Source organism: Acidimicrobiales bacterium (assembly GCA_041394265.1).
In the GTDB taxonomy this organism is placed as follows: domain Bacteria; phylum Actinomycetota; class Acidimicrobiia; order Acidimicrobiales; family SZUA-35; genus JBBQUN01.
On sequence record JAWKIO010000005.1, the window covers coordinates 899831 to 915953 of the forward strand.

The following is a 16123-nucleotide window of genomic DNA, read 5'->3' on the forward strand; positions in this document are numbered from 1 at the left end:
TCACGACCATCATCGACGACGCCGGAACGCTCACCCGATGTCGTACCGAGGGCGCACATCGACCTACCGTGACCAGGGGCCCTTCCCGGGTCACCGCATTCCGAGTCCGACATCCGAACACACCGAACGACCGCAGGAGGCCACAGGTGGACGTCATCATCAGCCGAACGGCGAACACGCTGGCGGCGACGATCGATGGGGAGATCGATGCCGCCAACGGTCACGTCCTCACAACGAAGATCGGACGCGGGATTGCCGGCGGTGTCGACGAGGTCGTCATCGACGTGGCCAAGCTCGAGTTCATCGACTCGTCCGGCATCAGCCGCCTGGTAGAACTCCGACAGATGGCGCTCGACGCCGGCGCCACGTTCCGCCTCACCCACCCGGCCCCCAACGTCCGGCGCGTGCTCGAGATCACGGGACTGCTGGCGACCTTCGGGATCCACGAGTGACCGCCGACCGGGAGGCCATCCGTGTCGAACTCCCGGCTCACCCCGACTTCCTGCGGATCGCCCGCCTCAATGTCACCGCCTACGGGGCTCATCTCGACCTGGATGTCGAACAGCTCGATGACCTCCGTTTGGCGGTCAACGAAGCCGTCACGTGGATGATCGACGACCCGACACCTTCGGCCCGCATGGTGATCATGATCCACCGTGAGGGGGCCGAAATCGTCGTGACCGGCGGGCCGGAAGCCGGTGACCCCGACGCCGCTTCGCTCCCCCATCAAACGTCAGCGGTCGACGAACTCATCGCTGCCATCCTGGGTGCCACGGTCGATGACTTCTGGCTCGATGCCCGAACCCCTCGCCGCTTCCAACTTCGCAAGCGGGGCTGAGACCCAGCCGCTGCGGGGCAGCGCAACGATCCCCTCCTACCCTGCTGCTCATGACGTTCGCCGCCCCGATCAGACTGTCGAGCCGGCTTCGGCCATCGGCGTCACCCGGGCTCCTGTTCGGTTCGGCCGCCACCTCGACGATCTTCGTGGCCACCTCGTTCGCGGTACCCGCCGTGATCGACGACTATCGGGTCTCAGCGGGCGCCGCCGTCCTCATCTCGACCGCCCAGGTCGGTGGCTTCACACTGACCAACCTGGTCGGCGGCAGGCGTTTGGTCCCGTCGGCCGACATGGCCCGGGGCGCCCTCGGTGTGATGGTCGTGACGAATCTTGTGTCGGTCTTCGCTCCGAACTTCGCCCTGCTCGTCATGCTCCGTTTCCTGTGTGGCCTGGCGATGGGCCTCTTCACGTGGATCGCGTGGGCCGACTCGGCCGACGACGACACCCGCCGAGGCAGCATCGCTGCGGTCGGCCCCCTCACGTCGGCCGTCGCTGCACCCCTGCTCGCCGTCGCCGTGAACGTCGGCGGGCTCGATGCCATCTACGGCACACTCGCCGTCGTCTCCGTGCTGTGCATGCTCCTGCCGATCACGGTCGAAGCTGCCATCTCGCACGGTCGCCGCCCGATCGAAGCGAAGGGCATCCTGCCCGTGCTCTTGGGCATGGCGGGGCTCACCCTCGGTGGGTCGGCGGTGTTCGTGTTCATCGGCGTCATCGCCCGAGACCAGATCGGCATGTCGACCGTCACCCTGTCCATCGCGCTCAGCCTGAATGCCGTCGCCGGCATCCCGACCGCTCGCTACGCAGGCCGTCGCCGCTTCCCGGGCGTTTTCATCATGTTGACCGGCTGCTGTGCCTTCCTGCTCACCGTCGCCGACAGCACCGTGATGTTCATGGCCATCGTGACTATCTGGGGCATGACCTTCTGGTTGGCCGTGCCGGAGACCTACGCGCTGCTGAGCGAGCGATCACGGCACCCCGCCGATCGCATCGGCGACGCCCAGGCCATCATGTCGATGGGTCGGGTGATCGGGCCGACCGTCGGCGGCGCCCTCGTCGCCGCCGGGTCGTTCACCGTGCTCGGGCTCGTAGCCGGCGGCGTGATGATCGCCGGCGGCTTGGCCGTCACCTACGTCTCGATGTCGCACCGCTGGGACGGTGCCGCCGCCGTCGACCGGACGTGACAACAGCCGGGCGTGATCAGCGCAGCGGCGTGCGGCGGATGAACTCGTCGGCCTCGCTGAAGGCGATCACGATGCGGCCACGGTCGACACCGCTCGCCATCTGCTGCTGCCAGTAGGCGTAGCCGGCGGGATCCGGTGTCCGTCCCAGCGTGTTGCGGTACAGCAGGGTGAGGAACTCGTCGTCGCCGACCGCCGAGTAGCGATTGGTGAATTCGGCACTGTCGGCGAACAGGCCGGCGATCGACATGAGCGATACCCCCTCGTTCGAGATGCCGGTCCAGTAGTCGAGCCCGGCCTGATCCGGACGGCGGAGGAACACCGCCTTGTAGAGCCGGTACAGCGGCGCCTGCGACTCGGTCACTTGTAAGACGGGAGCGTTGACACAGGTGTCCGACGCCCGGTCGAGGACGCCGGCATCGCCGACGCCGACGAACTCCAGGCCCCAAGAATCCTCCAACAGATCCAGGGTCAGCACCCCGTAGTCGGTGCGTCGCACCAGTGAGTTCGGGGCGACGACATCGGGGGTGCGAAGGGCCACCCCACCCGTTCCCACCGTGATCTGTCGGATGCCCTTGTCATCGAGTTCGGCGTCGACCGATTGAGCAGCAAACCGTTCGTAGTGGTGCGAGTGGCCGGTCAGCAGCAGGTCGGTGCCAGCCGCTTCGAGCAGCTCGAGCATCGGTGCGAGGTACTGCTGCGAGCCGTACGTCGAGTACGACGACCAGCGAGGGTGATGCATCGTGACGATCCGGCACACGTCGGGCGCCGACGCAGCCAACACGCCCTGGAGCCAGTTGTACTGCGGCTTGCCGACGGCACACCCGCCGACCTCCCAACAATTCGAATTGAGCACCAAGATCTGCCAGTTGCCGCGCTGGGTGACGTAGTAGAGCTCGTCGATGTCGCCGGCAATCGGCCCGAAGTAGTCCACGTAGGGCTGCGCCGAGCCCGAGTCGTATTCGTGGTTGCCGACGGCAGGCAGGAAGCGGGTCTTGTGGCGCCCGAACGCCGGGCCGAAGCAGTTCGCGAAGGCGGCAGCGGTCCCGCCGGTATAGGTGTAGTCGCCGAGCCCGAGGATCTCACCTGGCAGCTCGTCGAGCAGCACGCCGACCTCGGCCGGCGCCGTGGCCGGGCAGTCGGCCATGTCGCCCACCGCGACCATCTCGATCGGATCCGGCTGTTCCACCATCGCCCCCGTCGACGCGGGCTGGATCGCCACCGCCCCGACCACGGCCAGCACCGCGGCGACGAACACGTTGGCGAGAGCAACGGGTGGCGTCGTGGCGCCGCAGAACGATCGGCGAACAGAGAAGCCCATCGGTGCAGTGTGGCAGCGCACGACCGACTCGAGGGCGATGTCAGGCTGGGCGGTCGGGCCAGGCAATGTCGGCCACCAAGCCCGCGTGGTCGCTGGCGACGATGCCGGTGAGCGGGGCATCGGCAACCACGGCGCACGCCAGCACCCGGCCGGCCCCTCCGGAACGCATGAACGGATCCCCGACGAACACATAGTCGATCCGCTTGCGATGCACGTTCAGCGCCGCGGCATAGGGATTGATCGTCCAGTCGTTGGTGAAGCCGGCGCCGCCGTTTCCGGCCACGGCCCACGCGTCCTGGAAGGCGGTCGTGACGCCGTCGAGGAGGGTGAAGCCGGACAGGAAACGGATCTCGTCGCTCCCCGCCTCGGCGTTGAAGTCGCCGCACAGGATCGGCGGCAGACCGGTTCGTGGCCGACCAGGCACGAGGTCATCGAGCGTTCCTCTGGCGGATCGAATCAGCCGATCGATCTCGACCACTTGCCGTTGACGATGGGCGCCGTGTGTCGGAGCAGGCGCCAGGTGGGTCGAGAACACGTCGATCCCCTGTGTGCGGGCACCGAACAGTTCCCACGGGATCCCGGCGACGATGCGATCGGCGCCGTCGGCAACGCCGAGACGGTGATAGCTCGTCGACTCGATCGGCCAGCGCGACAACACCGCCGACCCGAAGCGCATGGACGTGTCGGGCCAGATCCCATCGTCGAATCCCTCACCACCGAAGGCCCAGTGCCAGGAGGCCTCCGCGGCGTCGGCGAGCCACCCGGCGGTGTTCGGCGTGCCCTCGCTCTCCTGGACCTCTTGGAGCGTGATCACGTCGGGGTCGAGACGATCGATCCAGGCAACGATCTCGTGCCGGCGGGCATCCCAGTCCGGCTCGAACAACGAGCCGATGTTGAGGGTGAGGATCCGCAGCGTCCCCTCAGGCGACGGGCGGCGATCGATCGACGAACTCACACCCCGACCCTAGTGGTGGAGCCGGGGGACATCCCCGATTCGCCGGAACCGGGGTCGTCGTAGGTTCGTCTCACCGACACCGACCAGGAGCCAGAACGATGACCATGATCCACACCCCCGCCACCCACATCCCGAACACGACGATCGATCAGAGCGAGAGCTTCTGGTCGGCAGCGTTCGACGAGGCCCGCGAGGCCATGCTGTCGATCGACCGCTGCATCGACTGGTTGCTCGATCTCTACCAGAGCACCGAACACCCCGCCCTGCGTGAGCTCGTTGCCGACATGCTCGACGACCTCCGTGCCGTGAGCGCCGAAGGTCTCGGGTTCGCCGACCTCGACCTCGACGACGTGGTCCTCGGTGCGCTCGCCTCGATCGAGACCGCCTTCGAGATCTACGGGTGACAGATGGAATCGATCGGCCGGACGATCAGGTCGGCCGGACGAAGCCGGCGACCCGCTTGTAGCGATCACTGACAGCTTCGAGTTCACCCTCGGCGAACACGTCGCTCACCGAGTCGAAGCCCTCGGGCGCCCGCTCCTCGGCCCAGTCCATGACCACCTCGGGGCCGTGGCCCCGGTTGGCGAGCACGATCGCACCCGTCGCCGTTCGCCGCTCGACGTCGTACCGCTCGAGCGCAACGTCGACCCCGCCTCCACCGGGTGCCACCTCTTCGCTGAGGGCGTCGGCCAGGGCCTGCGCATCGAGGATCGCCTGCGACGCCCCGTTCGAACCGATCGGGTACATCGGGTGAGCGGCATCGCCAAGCAGGGTGACTCGGTCATGGGTCCATCGCTCGAGGGGATCGCGATCGACCATCGGAAACTCGAGCACCGTGTCGGCGCCGGCGATGAGTTCGGGAATGTCGAGCCAGTCGAACACCCAGTCGCTGAACTCCGCGTCGAACAGGCTCCGTTCGACGACCCGGTTCCAGCTCTCCCGGGCCGGCATGCCGTGCGCCGTCCAGTCGAGTTCGGCGATCCAGTTGATCGTCTGCAGACCGATCTCGGGCTCGGTGATCGGGTAGGCAACGAACTTGTGCGGCCGATGACCGGCCATGAACATCGATCGTCCAGTGAGATACGGCTCGTGCTGACTGGTGGCCCGCCACAGCATGTTGCCGCTCCATTGGGGCGGTCCCTCGTCGGGGACGAAGTGGCGACGGACGGTCGAGTGGATCCCGTCGGCCCCGACGAGCAGTTCGGCGGTGTCGGTGACCGTTCGGTCGTTCTGCCGGTCGAGCAGTTCCACCGTGACCGTGCCCGGCGACTGCTCGAAGCCGGTGATCGCGTGGCCGAGGACGATGGCGTCATCGCCGAGCACTCGCTTCGCTTCCTCGAACAGTGCCAGCTGCAGGCGGCCTCGATGAATCGAGATCTGCGGCACGGGGTAGCCCGCGTGCCGGCCACGAGGTTCACGCCAGATCAGCTGACCGTGGCGGTTGAAGAACGCCAGTTCCTCGGTGGCGACCCCCAGTCCGAGCAGGGGCTCGACCATTCCGAGCGTGTCGAGCACGGCCATGGCATGCGGGAGGATGTTGATCCCGACGCCGAGCGGCGCCAGCTCACGCACCGACTCATAGATCACGACGTCGTGACCGCGACTGTGCAGCTTCATCGCCGTCACCAACCCACCGATCCCTGCACCTGCCACGATGATCCGCATGTCGCCGACCATAGTTCCTGCTGGTAGCTGAGACGCACAACGACACTCCCCCACCAACTCGAGATCTGAGCCGACAGATGTGTCGCTCTACGTCTCGAGAACGATGGGAGGTGTCGTGCTGGGTCTCAACGTCCGACGGACCGGGGACGTACCATCGAGCCATGTCACATCCACGTGCCGGCCAGCTCGCTCTCCCCGACGACCTCGTCGACGTCGCCGCTCTCGTCACCGCCTACTTCACGGTGCATCCCGATCCTGGCGACCCCGACCAGCGGGTGGCCTTCGGGACCTCGGGCCATCGAGGCACGAGCCTCGATGGCTCCTTCAACGAGGATCACATCGCCGCCACCACCCAGGCGATCTGCGAGTACCGAGCGGCCCAGGGCATCACCGGCCCGCTGTTCCTCGGCAAGGACACCCACGCCCTGTCCGAGCCCTCCGCAGCAACGGCGCTCGAGGTGCTGGCAGGCAACGGTGTCACCACGATGATCGACGTCGACGGCCGCTTCACGCCGACCCCGGCGGTCTCGCTGGCGATCCTGCGACACAATCGCTCAGGTACGAACGCTCAGGCCGATGGGATCGTCGTCACGCCGTCACACAATCCCCCGACCGACGGCGGCTTCAAGTACAACCCGCCGCACGGTGGCCCGGCCGACACCGACGCCACCGGCTGGATCGCCGACCGGGCCAACGAACTCATGGCCAACGGCAATCGTGGCGTCACGCGAATGCGACTCGCCGACGCAATGCGCGCGAACACGACGCACACGTTCGACTACCGGGCCAGCTACGTCGCCGATCTCGCCACGGCCATCGACTTCGATGCCATCCGCTCGGCCGGCGTGCGGATCGGCGCCGATCCGCTCGGCGGCGCCAGTGTCGACTACTGGGGTGCGATCGCCGAGCATCACGGCATCGATCTGACCGTCATCAATCCGCTGGTCGATCCCACGTGGCGGTTCATGACCCTTGACTGGGACGGCAAGATCCGCATGGACTGCTCGTCGCCGGACGCCATGGCATCGCTCATCGCCAACCGTGATGCGTTCGACCTCTCCACCGGCAACGATGCCGACGCCGACCGGCACGGCATCGTCACGCCCGACGGCGGACTCATGAATCCGAACCACTTCCTCGCTGTCGCGATCGAGTACCTCTTCGCCCATCGTCCCGGATGGTCAGCGAGCGCGGGCATCGGCAAGACCCTGGTCTCGAGCTCGATGATCGACCGTGTGGCCGCCGAACTCGGGCGGACGCTGGTCGAGGTCCCGGTCGGCTTCAAATGGTTCGTGCCGGGACTGCTCGACGGGTCGGTCGGTTTCGGCGGCGAGGAGTCCGCCGGCGCCTCGTTCCTCCGCACCGACGGCACCACCTGGACCACCGACAAGGACGGCCTGCTGCTGTGCCTGCTGGCCGCCGAGATCACCGCCGTCACCTCGTCGAGCCCCAGCGAACGATACGCCGCGCTCACCGAACGTCATGGCGCCCCCGCCTATGCACGGGTCGACGCTCCGGCGAACCGTGAGCAGAAGGACGTGTTGAAGGCGTTGTCACCCGACCAGGTCACGGCCACCGACCTCGCAGGCGAGACCATCACGGGCAAGCTCACATCGGCGCCTGGCAACGGCGCCGCGATCGGTGGCCTGAAGGTCACCACCGAGAACGCCTGGTTCGCCGCCCGCCCTTCGGGCACCGAAGACGTCTACAAGATCTATGCCGAGAGCTTCCGCGGCGCCGAGCACCTGGCCGAGGTGCAAGACGCCGCCCGAGCTCTCGTTGGCGAGGTCCTCGGCGGGGCCTGACCGCACGCGAACTGTCGACGCTGGAGCCCATCCCGGCGAACTGTCGACGCTGAAGCCCCCTTCTGAGCTTCAGTGTCGACAGTTCCGAGTTTTGGGCTCGGGTGCGGACAGTTCGTGTATCCGATCCGTCCAGTCTCACGGGTCGATTCGGTCACACGGTGCCGCCGCTGCGCCAGTACTCCCCGTCGGCTCGATCGAGGAAGCCCTCGTCGACCAGGTACCGGCGCATGGTCGAGGTGTCGTCGTCGACCGGGCGGAGCAGTGCATTGACCTGGCGCTCGGAGTAGCGGACGCCCGGTTCGAATCGCTGGGCCAGGTGATCGAGCACCACCAGCCGCTTGGTTCGCTTCGCCGGCCACTGGGCCAGCTTGCCATCGCGGAACGCCACCTCGAGCACCCGCCGTCGATCGTCGGGCTCGTCGGCGTGCGCCGTCGGATCGCCGGTCGGGCGAGCCGCACGGGCCGCCTGTTTGAACGCGCCCTCGATGAGAATCCAGGAGTCCTCGGCGCCCGACTCGACCAAACCGGCATCGGCCAGACGATGCAGGGCGTCGATGGCCGTTCGGGTGGCGATCCCGGCGGTGGTGGCGATGTCGTCGAGGGCGATCGCTCCGAGCACCATCGCTGCGACCACACGGCGCCGGTCGGGTTCCGCGAGCAATCCGACGAGTCGTTCGGCAGTCAGCATGGTCTGAGTATCGCACTGCCGGATCGGCGGCCTCACTGCGTTTGTCAGCGACCACCCGGCGATCGGCGCCCGCCGGTCCGATGGACGACGGTGGTGTAGCGTCCGCGTGCATGGGAATCGCCTTCACCAAATCCGCCATCGACCTCGGCATCGTCATCACCGACTCCGAGGCGTCGCTCGCCTTCTACCGAGACACCCTCGGGCTCGAGCACATCGGCGACACGCCGGCATCGGGTGGTGCGACCATGCACCGGTTGATGTGTGGCGACACCATGATCAAGTTGGTGAAGCACCCGACGAATCCGGCAGCGACGGCTGCGCCCGGCGGTCTCGCCGGGGCCTCGGGCATCCGCTACTTCACGATCAACTGCTCGAACGTGGCAGAGATGGCGGCCACCTGCGAAGCGGCCGGTGCGCCGGTGGCGGTGCCGCCCACCGAGATCCGACCAGGGGTCACGATCGCCATGGTCGAGGACCCCGACGGAAACTGGGTCGAGTTCGTTCACTACGCCGACGCGGGCTAGAAAGGCCTCCATGTCCGAGACCGAATCCGCCGTACCGAACGCCTCTGCCACCGACGAACCGGCACCCGAGGTGCTCTACGAGGTGGCCGACCACGTCGCCACGATCACCCTGAACCGTCCCCATCGCCTCAACGCCATCTCGTCGAAGATGCTTGCCACCCTCGGGCGTCTGCTCGAACAGGCCGATGAAGACGACGACGTGCGGTGCATCATCCTGACCGGCGCAGGCAAAGGGTTCTGCTCCGGTCTCGACCTCGTCGATGCGGCCGAAGGATCCGGTATCGGCGGCGAGCAGGCCATGAAGGGCATGCGGCACATGAGCACCCGCACCCTGCCGACCAACATCTTGTTCAACGTCGACAAGCCCACCATCTGCGCCCTCAACGGCGCTGCCGCCGGTTACGGCCTCGACCTCGCCCTCGGCTGCGACATCCGGCTGGCGGCCCGCTCGGCCAAGATCGTTCCTGGTTTCGCCAAGCGAGGTGTGGTCCCCGAGAGCGGCGGCACCTGGTACCTCCCCCGGCTCATCGGCCACGCCAAGGCCGCCGAGATCGGGTTCTTGGGCCGGAACCTCTCGGCCGAGGAGGCCGAGGGCTACGGGCTCGTCAACCTCGTCGCCGACGACGAGCAACTCGGCGACATCGCCCGTGATTGGGCGGCCGAGATCGCGGCGAACGCGCCGCTCGCCGTGCAGGCGATGAAGCGTCTCTACCGCCATGCCTGGACCGAAGACTTCGAGTCGCACAGTCATCATGTGCTGCTCCAGGTGATGCAGTTGTTCAAGTCGAACGACTTCAAGGAAGGCATCGACTCGTACTTCGAGAAGCGACCGCCGAAGTTCACCGGCTCATGAGCGACCCGTCACGGCTCGAGGACCGACACCTCCTCGTCGGCGACACCACCTATGTCGCCAATGTCGACCTTCCCGGCTGTGCGTTCGTCCACTTCGTCACCTCGATCGAGGCGCACGCCCTGATCACCAACATCGACGTCGCCGAGGCGGCCAACGCGGCCGGTGTCATCGATGTCGTAACCGGCCACGACCACGAGCTCGGGGCGTTTCCCGGCAGTCCTCCCGATTACCCCGAGGGCACGGCCCGCCCGCTACTCGCCACCGACCGGGTGCGCTTCGTCGGTGAGCCGATCGTTGCCATCGTGGCCGAGACCCAGGCCCAGGCGGTCGACGCCGCCGAACTCGTGGTGATCGACTACGAACCGCTACCGGCCGTGATCGGATTCGATGCCGCCGCCGGCGACGACACCCTCCTCTTCGAATCGGTCGGCACCAACGTGATGCACCGAGCGAACGGGGGCGTCGCCGATCCGATCGACTTCTCGGCCTTCGAGCACGTCGTCACCGCCACCTTCATCAACCAGCGGTTGGCTCCGTGCCCGCTCGAGACCCGGGCCGCCGCTGCGGTGTGGGGCGACGACGGCCGACTCACCCAGTACGCCAGCTGCCAGGGTGTGCACCCGTTCCAGAAGGGCATCGCTGCGCTGTACGGGCTCGACCTCGCCGATGTGCGGGTCATCACGGCCGATGTCGGTGGCAGCTTCGGCGCCAAGGGCCGCTTCTACGTCGAAGACCTCCTCCTCCCCCTCCTGGCCAAGCGGGCCGGTCGCCCGGTGCGGTGGCTGCCGAGCCGCTCCCAGGACATGATCGGGCTGGGCCATTCCCGAGCCCAGCGCCAGACCATCACCATCGGCGGCGACCGCTACGGCCGCATCCACGCCATGGAGGCCCACATCGAGGTCGACTGCGGCGCGTACCCCGTCGCCGGTCCGGTGCTCGCCAAGAACGCCGGCATGGTGATGCCAGGTCCGATGGACGTGTCCAACGTCCGGTGGACCACCACGGCGCTGGTCACCAACACCACGCCGACCGCCGCCTATCGAGGAGCGGGTCGACCCGAGGGCGGAGCGATGGTCGACCGAGCGATCGACCTCTACGCCGCCGAAGCCGGGCTCGATCCCCTCGATGTCCGCCGGCTCAACCTGTTGAAGCCCGACCAGATGCCGTGGACCAACCCCACCGGTGTGCTGTACGACTCGGGCGACTATCCCGAAGCCCTCGAACTCGTTGCTGACTACGTCGGCTACGAGGCCGTGCGGCACGAACAGGCCAACCGTCAGGCCAACGGCGACACCAAGGCGCTGGGCATCGGCCTGTCGTCGTTCATCGATCGCACCGCCGGCGTGCCCGGCACCGAGTACGGCTCACTCGAACTGATGCCCGATGGGCGGATGCGCGTGCTCACCGGCTCGTCGCCCTACGGCCAGGGCCACTACACCACGTGGGCGATGCTCGTCGCCGAACGCACCGGCGTTCCGCTCGACATGATCGACGTCGTCCACGGCGACACCGACATCGTGCCGAGGGGCGGAATCACCGGCGGCTCCCGATCGGCGCAGAAGGCCGGCTCTGCCGTGGCCATCGCCACCGACATGTTGGTCGACGAGGCCAAGCGGGCGGCGGCCAACCTGCTCGAGGCCAACGAAGTCGACATCGTCCTCGATCCGACCTCGGGCCGCTTCGCCGTGGCGGGATCGCCGGCAGCAGCCACGGTCGGGTGGGCCGAGATCGCCGCTCTGAAGGGTGCGGCATCCGACGACAGCGACGAGGCCGGCTACGGCTTCAAGTGCGAGACCGACTACGAGCAGGCCAACCCGACCGTTCCCTACGGCATGTACGCGGCCGTGGTCGAGGTCGACACCGAGACCGGCGAGGTCGAACTTCGCCGGATCGTCACCGTCGACGACGCCGGCACGATGATCCACCCGACCATCGTGCAGGGCCAGGTGCACGGCGGCCTCGGCCAGGCCATCGGGCAAGCGCTCTATGAGGAGTTCGCCTACGACGCCGAGGGCAACCCCATCACCGCCAGCTTCCTCGACTACGGCATTCCATCTGCCGCCGAATTCCCGTCCTTCGAGTCCCACCTGACCGAGCACCCCGCCCCTGGCAACGTGCTCGGGGCCAAGGGCATCGCCGAGTCCGGAACGATTGGCGGGGTGCCCGCCGTGCAGAATGCCGTGATCGATGCGATCGCCTATCTCGGCGTCAAGCACGTCGACCTCCCGCTCACGCCGCAGCGCGTCTGGCAGGCGATGCAGTAGCTACCATCCACGCGGGCGGCCGCCCGGCCACACGTCGGGAACGACAACACACGAATTGAGGGATTCGATGACCATGGCCACCGCCTCGCGTTCGTGGCGATTGCTGGCGGCTACAACGCTCGCCATCGCCGTGGCGGGATTCCCGCCACCACCCGCAGCTGCTGACAACTCGCTACCGAATGCCATCGTCGATGGCGGCGTCACGGTCGAGCTTCGGCCATTCGTGCAGGTTCCCGATACCGACGGCGGTGACCCTCCGCGCATCAACGCGATGGCAACGACGGGCGACCGACTGTTCGTCGTCGAGGAGCACGACGGGATCATCTACGAGATCCTCGACCGGTCGACAACGCCCCGGCTCGAGGTGTTCCTCGACGTCGATGCCGCCATCGAGTCGGTGACCGGTCGAGACCTCGACGAGTCCAATCCGATGCACAGCGGTCTGCGATCGTTGGCCTTCCACCCTGACTTCGCGACCAACGGGTTGCTCTACGTATCGGCGATGGAGACTCGTCCGGCGTCGACCACCGGACATCACTATCTCAGCGACGTCGCCACGCCGGTGGCTGCCGACAGCGTCCTCCTCGAGTTCCGTCAGGTGGGAGGGGTGGTCGACCCGAACTCGTATCGCGAGGTCTTCCGGGTCGGCATGCCGGTCTACGACCACACGATCCGCCAAATCGCCTTCAACCGCTACGCGCCCGTTGGTAGCCCCGACCGTGGCCTGCTCTACATCGCACACGGTGACGGCAGCGAGGTCTCGGCAACGGCCGGCGGCGGTCAGCGCAACGACGCGCTCGGCAAGATCCTGCGAATCGACCCTCGAGTGAACGGCGCAGCGCCCTACACCGTGCCCGCCTCCAACCCGTTCGTCGGCGACCCCTCCATGCTCGACGAGGTCTATTCGCTCGGTCACCGCAACCCGCACACGTTGGCATTCGTGCCCATCGGCGGAGGGCAGACCATCCTCGTGAGTGGTGAGCCGGGCCGCGACAACGTCGAGGAGCTGAACATCATCGAGGCCGGAGGCGACTACGGCTGGTCCGACCGCGAGGGCACCTTCGTCCACGTGAACGGTGGGGGTGGCGTGATCAACGGCATCGCACCGCTGCCCGCCGACGAAGCAACTCGTGGCTACACCTACCCCGCAGCACAGTACGGCCACGACGGGACGCCAGGTGCCTCGGTCACCGGCGAATCGATCGCCGGTGGGTTCGGCATCACCAACGGGTCGGCACTCGACGGCCACTTCTTCGCCGCGGACTTCCCGATCTCTGGTGAGCTCTTCGACGTCCCCATCGCCGAACTGGTCTCGACCGTTCGCCGACTCGCTCCGGGGCAGCCGCCGTCGACGCTGACCCAGGCGACGCTGCGGCGAAGCACGATCCTCTTCGATCACGACGACAACCCGGCGACCCCATCGGTCGTTCGCACCTCCCTGCTTGACGTGTTTGACGATGCGCCGACCTATCGCACCTCACGGGCCGACGTCCGCTTCGGTCAGGGGCCCGATGGCGAGCTCTACATCACTTCCAAGAAGAACAACATGGTGTATCTCGTCACCAACTCGGTGCCGCCGTCGCCCGCGCCGCCCGATGTGGCTCGTGGCCCGATCGCCGACGCCACCACCCTCGACGAGGTGCTCGCCGCCACCGACTACCAGCCGAGCGACGCTGCCTTCCTTCGCCTCTACCGAGCCTTCTTCGATCGCGACCCCGACGTCGTTGGCACCAAGTATTGGCTGGCTCGCGTCGACCAGGGCGCCACCTTCGACGATGTCGCCTGGGCCTTCGCGGCCTCGACGGAGTTCCGCACCCGCTACGGCGCCCTCTCCGACGAGGCCTTCATCGCCCTGCTCTACCGGAACGTCCTGGGCCGAGACGCCGACCCGGCAGGACAGGCCTACTGGCTCGACCAGGTTCGGCGTGGTGTGTTGCTCCCTCATGGAGTCGTGCGATGGGTCGCCGCCGGCGACGAGTTCATCGCCCGGTTCCCCTTCGCTCCCATCTGAATCGTCAGCCCGATCATTTCCAGGTACGATTTCACCTTGTGAGATATGTGTCTCACAATTTGAGACGGAGGTCGGGCGATGTGGATCGTGATCACGCTGGCTGCGACCGTGTTCCAGATCCTTCGCACGTCCGAGCAACACCGCCTTCGTTCGGTCCTGAGCGTCACCGAGGCGGGATCCGTCCGGTATCTCTACGCCCTCCCGTTCGCCCTTGCCGGACTCGGCATCACGTCCCTTACGTGGGACGCTGCCCCCACCGTGCATTCACGGTTCGTGCCGATCGTCATCGCCGCCGGTGTCTGCCAGATCTTGGGGACCATCTGCCTGCTGCAGTCGTTTCGGGTCCGAGACTTCGCCGTCGGAACGGTCTATTCCAAGGGTGAGGTCATCCTGGTCGCCATAGCGTCCGCCGTCCTGATCCACGAGGTGCCGAGCCCGCTCGGATGGGTTGGTGTCGTCGTGGTGTTCATAGGGATCGTGTGGCTCGCAAGCCAGCGCGTGGCCGACCCCGGTGAGGCCTTCACTCGCCTCGACCCCGCGGCGCTGCTCGGGCTCGCTGCCGGCGGCCTCTTCGCCCTCACGTCGATCGGCATCCGCTCGGCCTCCCGAGCGATCGACGGGGGCAGCGACTTCGAACATGCGCTCATCACGCTGGCGGGCATGCTCTCCTCGCAGGTCGTGATCAACGGGCTGGGCCTCGCCGTCGCCCCGAACGAGTCACTGGTCCGGGTGCTGAAGGCATGGCGAGCTGCGCTTCCGGTCGGCGTGCTCTCACTCGGTGGGTCCGCCAGCTGGGCCTGGGCGATCGCGATCGAAGGACCGACGAAGGTCCGAACGCTCGGACAGGTGGAGCTCGTGCTGGCCTTCGCGATCGGCATCGTCGTGCATCACGAACGGCACCATCTGCGCGAGTACCTCGCCAGCGCAATGATCCTGGCCGGCATCGTCGGCATCGTCGTGAGCTGATCCCGAGCCCGACGCAGGGTCGGGTCGACGTCATGCGACGTCGGGCCCCACCGGCTCACCGTCGACGATCTGGTCGAGATACTCGCTCATCCCGATGCCCTTTCGGCCGTCGCACTCGAAACGAGTCATGGCCTCGGTGATCCGAGTGACCAACTGGTTGCCCTCGGGATCGGCCCGACGATTGCGCAACGGGATCAGCGAGATGACTTCGCCTCGCACCTCGTAGGTGTCATCGTCGGTCTCGACGTGGCAGACCATGGCCGTCTGGTACTTGTCGTCATCCCAGGTCGACTCGATGGTGGCGTTGCGAATCAGGTGATAGGCGCCGTCCTTGAGCACCATCCCGCCGGAGCGACCGCCGACTGTCGACACCATCATGGCGAAGTCGGCGCCGAAGACGAACGGCAGCCAGCGATACCAGGAGATGGCCTGCCAGTATCGGGGTCCCCACGACTTGTCCCGGAGACCGAACCCGTCGAGGTCGATGACCTCTTCGCCCACCCGGATGGTTCCCTTCATCGATCCGTGCTGCTCGTAGTGCGCCTTGGCGAAACTCTTCTCGGCCTCGACCTCGATCTCGGTGCCGTCGTCGTAGACCTGACGCCCGCCGTACATGGGCGACACGCCATGGAAGTCGAGATCGATCTCGCACTCGACCCACGGATTCTCCTTGAACGCCACCCTCGGTTCGGCCATCTGCGAGGGATCGTCGAGCAGGCAGACCTTGCCCCGGTAGGTCACCTTCAGGTGTTCGAACGGTTCGACGACATCGATGGTCAAGCCACCCGCCGACATCTCGGTGTTGGACGTGATCTCCGGTCGGGCGTAGACGAACCCGACCCGACCGCCGGGCAGGTACACGCACACGGTCATCTCGGCGTAGCCCTCGTTGACCCGGTTCCCGAGCCGGAACCAGCCCCCGACCTCCTGCTCGAGATCAAAGGCGTTGAGATACATCGACTCGTTGTAATTGGTCGCCTCGTCGGGCTCGTGGCAGTACTCGTCGCTGGGTTCGAGGACGGTGATGATCTTGCGTTCGGCCATGAACGCCG

15 protein-coding genes are annotated in these 16123 nt (G+C 66.9%); 10 read left to right on the top strand and 5 right to left on the bottom strand.

All coding sequences use genetic code 11. The annotated features are described in order from the left end of the window. Positions 1 to 146: 146 nt before the first annotated feature. Genes R2733_04350 through R2733_04360 form a run of 3 tightly spaced genes read left to right on the top strand, consistent with a single transcriptional unit; the run spans position 147 to position 2022 of the window. Positions 147 to 452 carry an STAS domain-containing protein gene (locus R2733_04350; protein MEZ5375720.1) on the top strand — a complete coding sequence of 102 codons (306 nt, stop codon included), beginning with the start codon at positions 147 to 149 and terminating at the stop codon, positions 450 to 452. Then, a complete protein-coding gene (locus tag R2733_04355; protein ID MEZ5375721.1) occupies positions 449 to 838 on the top strand; it encodes a hypothetical protein in 390 nt (129 codons plus the stop codon). Before R2733_04350 ends, R2733_04355 begins: the two co-directional genes overlap by 4 nt. Before the next feature lie 50 nt (positions 839 to 888). After that, positions 889 to 2022: an MFS transporter gene (locus R2733_04360; protein MEZ5375722.1), complete on the top strand. Its 1134-nt coding sequence runs from the start codon at positions 889 to 891 to the stop codon at positions 2020 to 2022. 16 nt (positions 2023 to 2038) lie between these two features. Here R2733_04360 and R2733_04365 read toward each other — a convergent pair whose 3' ends face one another. Then, positions 2039 to 3340 (bottom strand): DUF4214 domain-containing protein, encoded by a 1302-nt coding sequence (locus R2733_04365; protein ID MEZ5375723.1) that lies wholly within the window; start codon positions 3338 to 3340, stop codon positions 2039 to 2041. A gap of 40 nt (positions 3341 to 3380) precedes the next feature. Further along, positions 3381 to 4295 (bottom strand): endonuclease/exonuclease/phosphatase family protein, encoded by a 915-nt coding sequence (locus R2733_04370; GenBank protein MEZ5375724.1) that lies wholly within the window; start codon positions 4293 to 4295, stop codon positions 3381 to 3383. Between the two features lie 98 nt (positions 4296 to 4393). Here R2733_04370 and R2733_04375 point away from each other — a divergent pair, with 98 nt between their 5' ends. Next, positions 4394 to 4699, top strand: a complete 306-nt coding sequence (locus tag R2733_04375) for a hypothetical protein (GenBank protein ID MEZ5375725.1) — start codon at positions 4394 to 4396, stop codon at positions 4697 to 4699. A 25-nt stretch (positions 4700 to 4724) separates the two neighbouring features. Here the strand turns inward: R2733_04375 and R2733_04380 are convergent, their stop codons facing one another. After that, the gene (locus tag R2733_04380) at positions 4725 to 5960 is read right to left on the bottom strand and encodes a flavin-dependent oxidoreductase (protein MEZ5375726.1); all 1236 of its coding nucleotides are present in this window, start codon (positions 5958 to 5960) and stop codon (positions 4725 to 4727) included. Between the two features lie 161 nt (positions 5961 to 6121). Here R2733_04380 and pgm point away from each other — a divergent pair, with 161 nt between their 5' ends. Beyond that, the gene (gene pgm, locus R2733_04385) at positions 6122 to 7765 is read left to right on the top strand and encodes a phosphoglucomutase (alpha-D-glucose-1,6-bisphosphate-dependent) (GenBank protein MEZ5375727.1); all 1644 of its coding nucleotides are present in this window, start codon (positions 6122 to 6124) and stop codon (positions 7763 to 7765) included. A gap of 151 nt (positions 7766 to 7916) precedes the next feature. Here pgm and R2733_04390 read toward each other — a convergent pair whose 3' ends face one another. Continuing rightward, positions 7917 to 8453, bottom strand: coding sequence for a DUF2087 domain-containing protein (locus tag R2733_04390; GenBank protein MEZ5375728.1), 537 nt, complete (start codon positions 8451 to 8453; stop codon positions 7917 to 7919). Between the two features lie 110 nt (positions 8454 to 8563). On the opposite strand from R2733_04390, the gene R2733_04395 reads away from it, so the two are divergent. The 5 genes from R2733_04395 to R2733_04415 all read left to right on the top strand — a co-directional run bounded on the left by R2733_04395 (position 8564) and on the right by R2733_04415 (position 15071). Further along, complete coding sequence (locus tag R2733_04395) at positions 8564 to 8977, top strand: VOC family protein (GenBank protein ID MEZ5375729.1); 414 nt, start codon at positions 8564 to 8566, stop codon at positions 8975 to 8977. A 10-nt stretch (positions 8978 to 8987) separates the two neighbouring features. Next, positions 8988 to 9830 (top strand): enoyl-CoA hydratase-related protein, encoded by an 843-nt coding sequence (locus tag R2733_04400; GenBank protein ID MEZ5375730.1) that lies wholly within the window; start codon positions 8988 to 8990, stop codon positions 9828 to 9830. After that, positions 9827 to 12094, top strand: a complete 2268-nt coding sequence (locus tag R2733_04405) for a xanthine dehydrogenase family protein molybdopterin-binding subunit (GenBank protein MEZ5375731.1) — start codon at positions 9827 to 9829, stop codon at positions 12092 to 12094. Before R2733_04400 ends, R2733_04405 begins: the two co-directional genes overlap by 4 nt. 67 nt (positions 12095 to 12161) lie before the next feature. Beyond that, positions 12162 to 14105, top strand: a complete 1944-nt coding sequence (locus tag R2733_04410) for a DUF4214 domain-containing protein (protein ID MEZ5375732.1) — start codon at positions 12162 to 12164, stop codon at positions 14103 to 14105. 78 nt (positions 14106 to 14183) lie between these two features. Further along, positions 14184 to 15071 carry an EamA family transporter gene (locus tag R2733_04415; GenBank protein ID MEZ5375733.1) on the top strand — a complete coding sequence of 296 codons (888 nt, stop codon included), beginning with the start codon at positions 14184 to 14186 and terminating at the stop codon, positions 15069 to 15071. A 30-nt stretch (positions 15072 to 15101) separates the two neighbouring features. Here R2733_04415 and R2733_04420 read toward each other — a convergent pair whose 3' ends face one another. Continuing rightward, positions 15102 to 16115 (bottom strand): hypothetical protein, encoded by a 1014-nt coding sequence (locus tag R2733_04420; GenBank protein ID MEZ5375734.1) that lies wholly within the window; start codon positions 16113 to 16115, stop codon positions 15102 to 15104. Between the last annotated feature and the right edge of the window lie 8 nt (positions 16116 to 16123).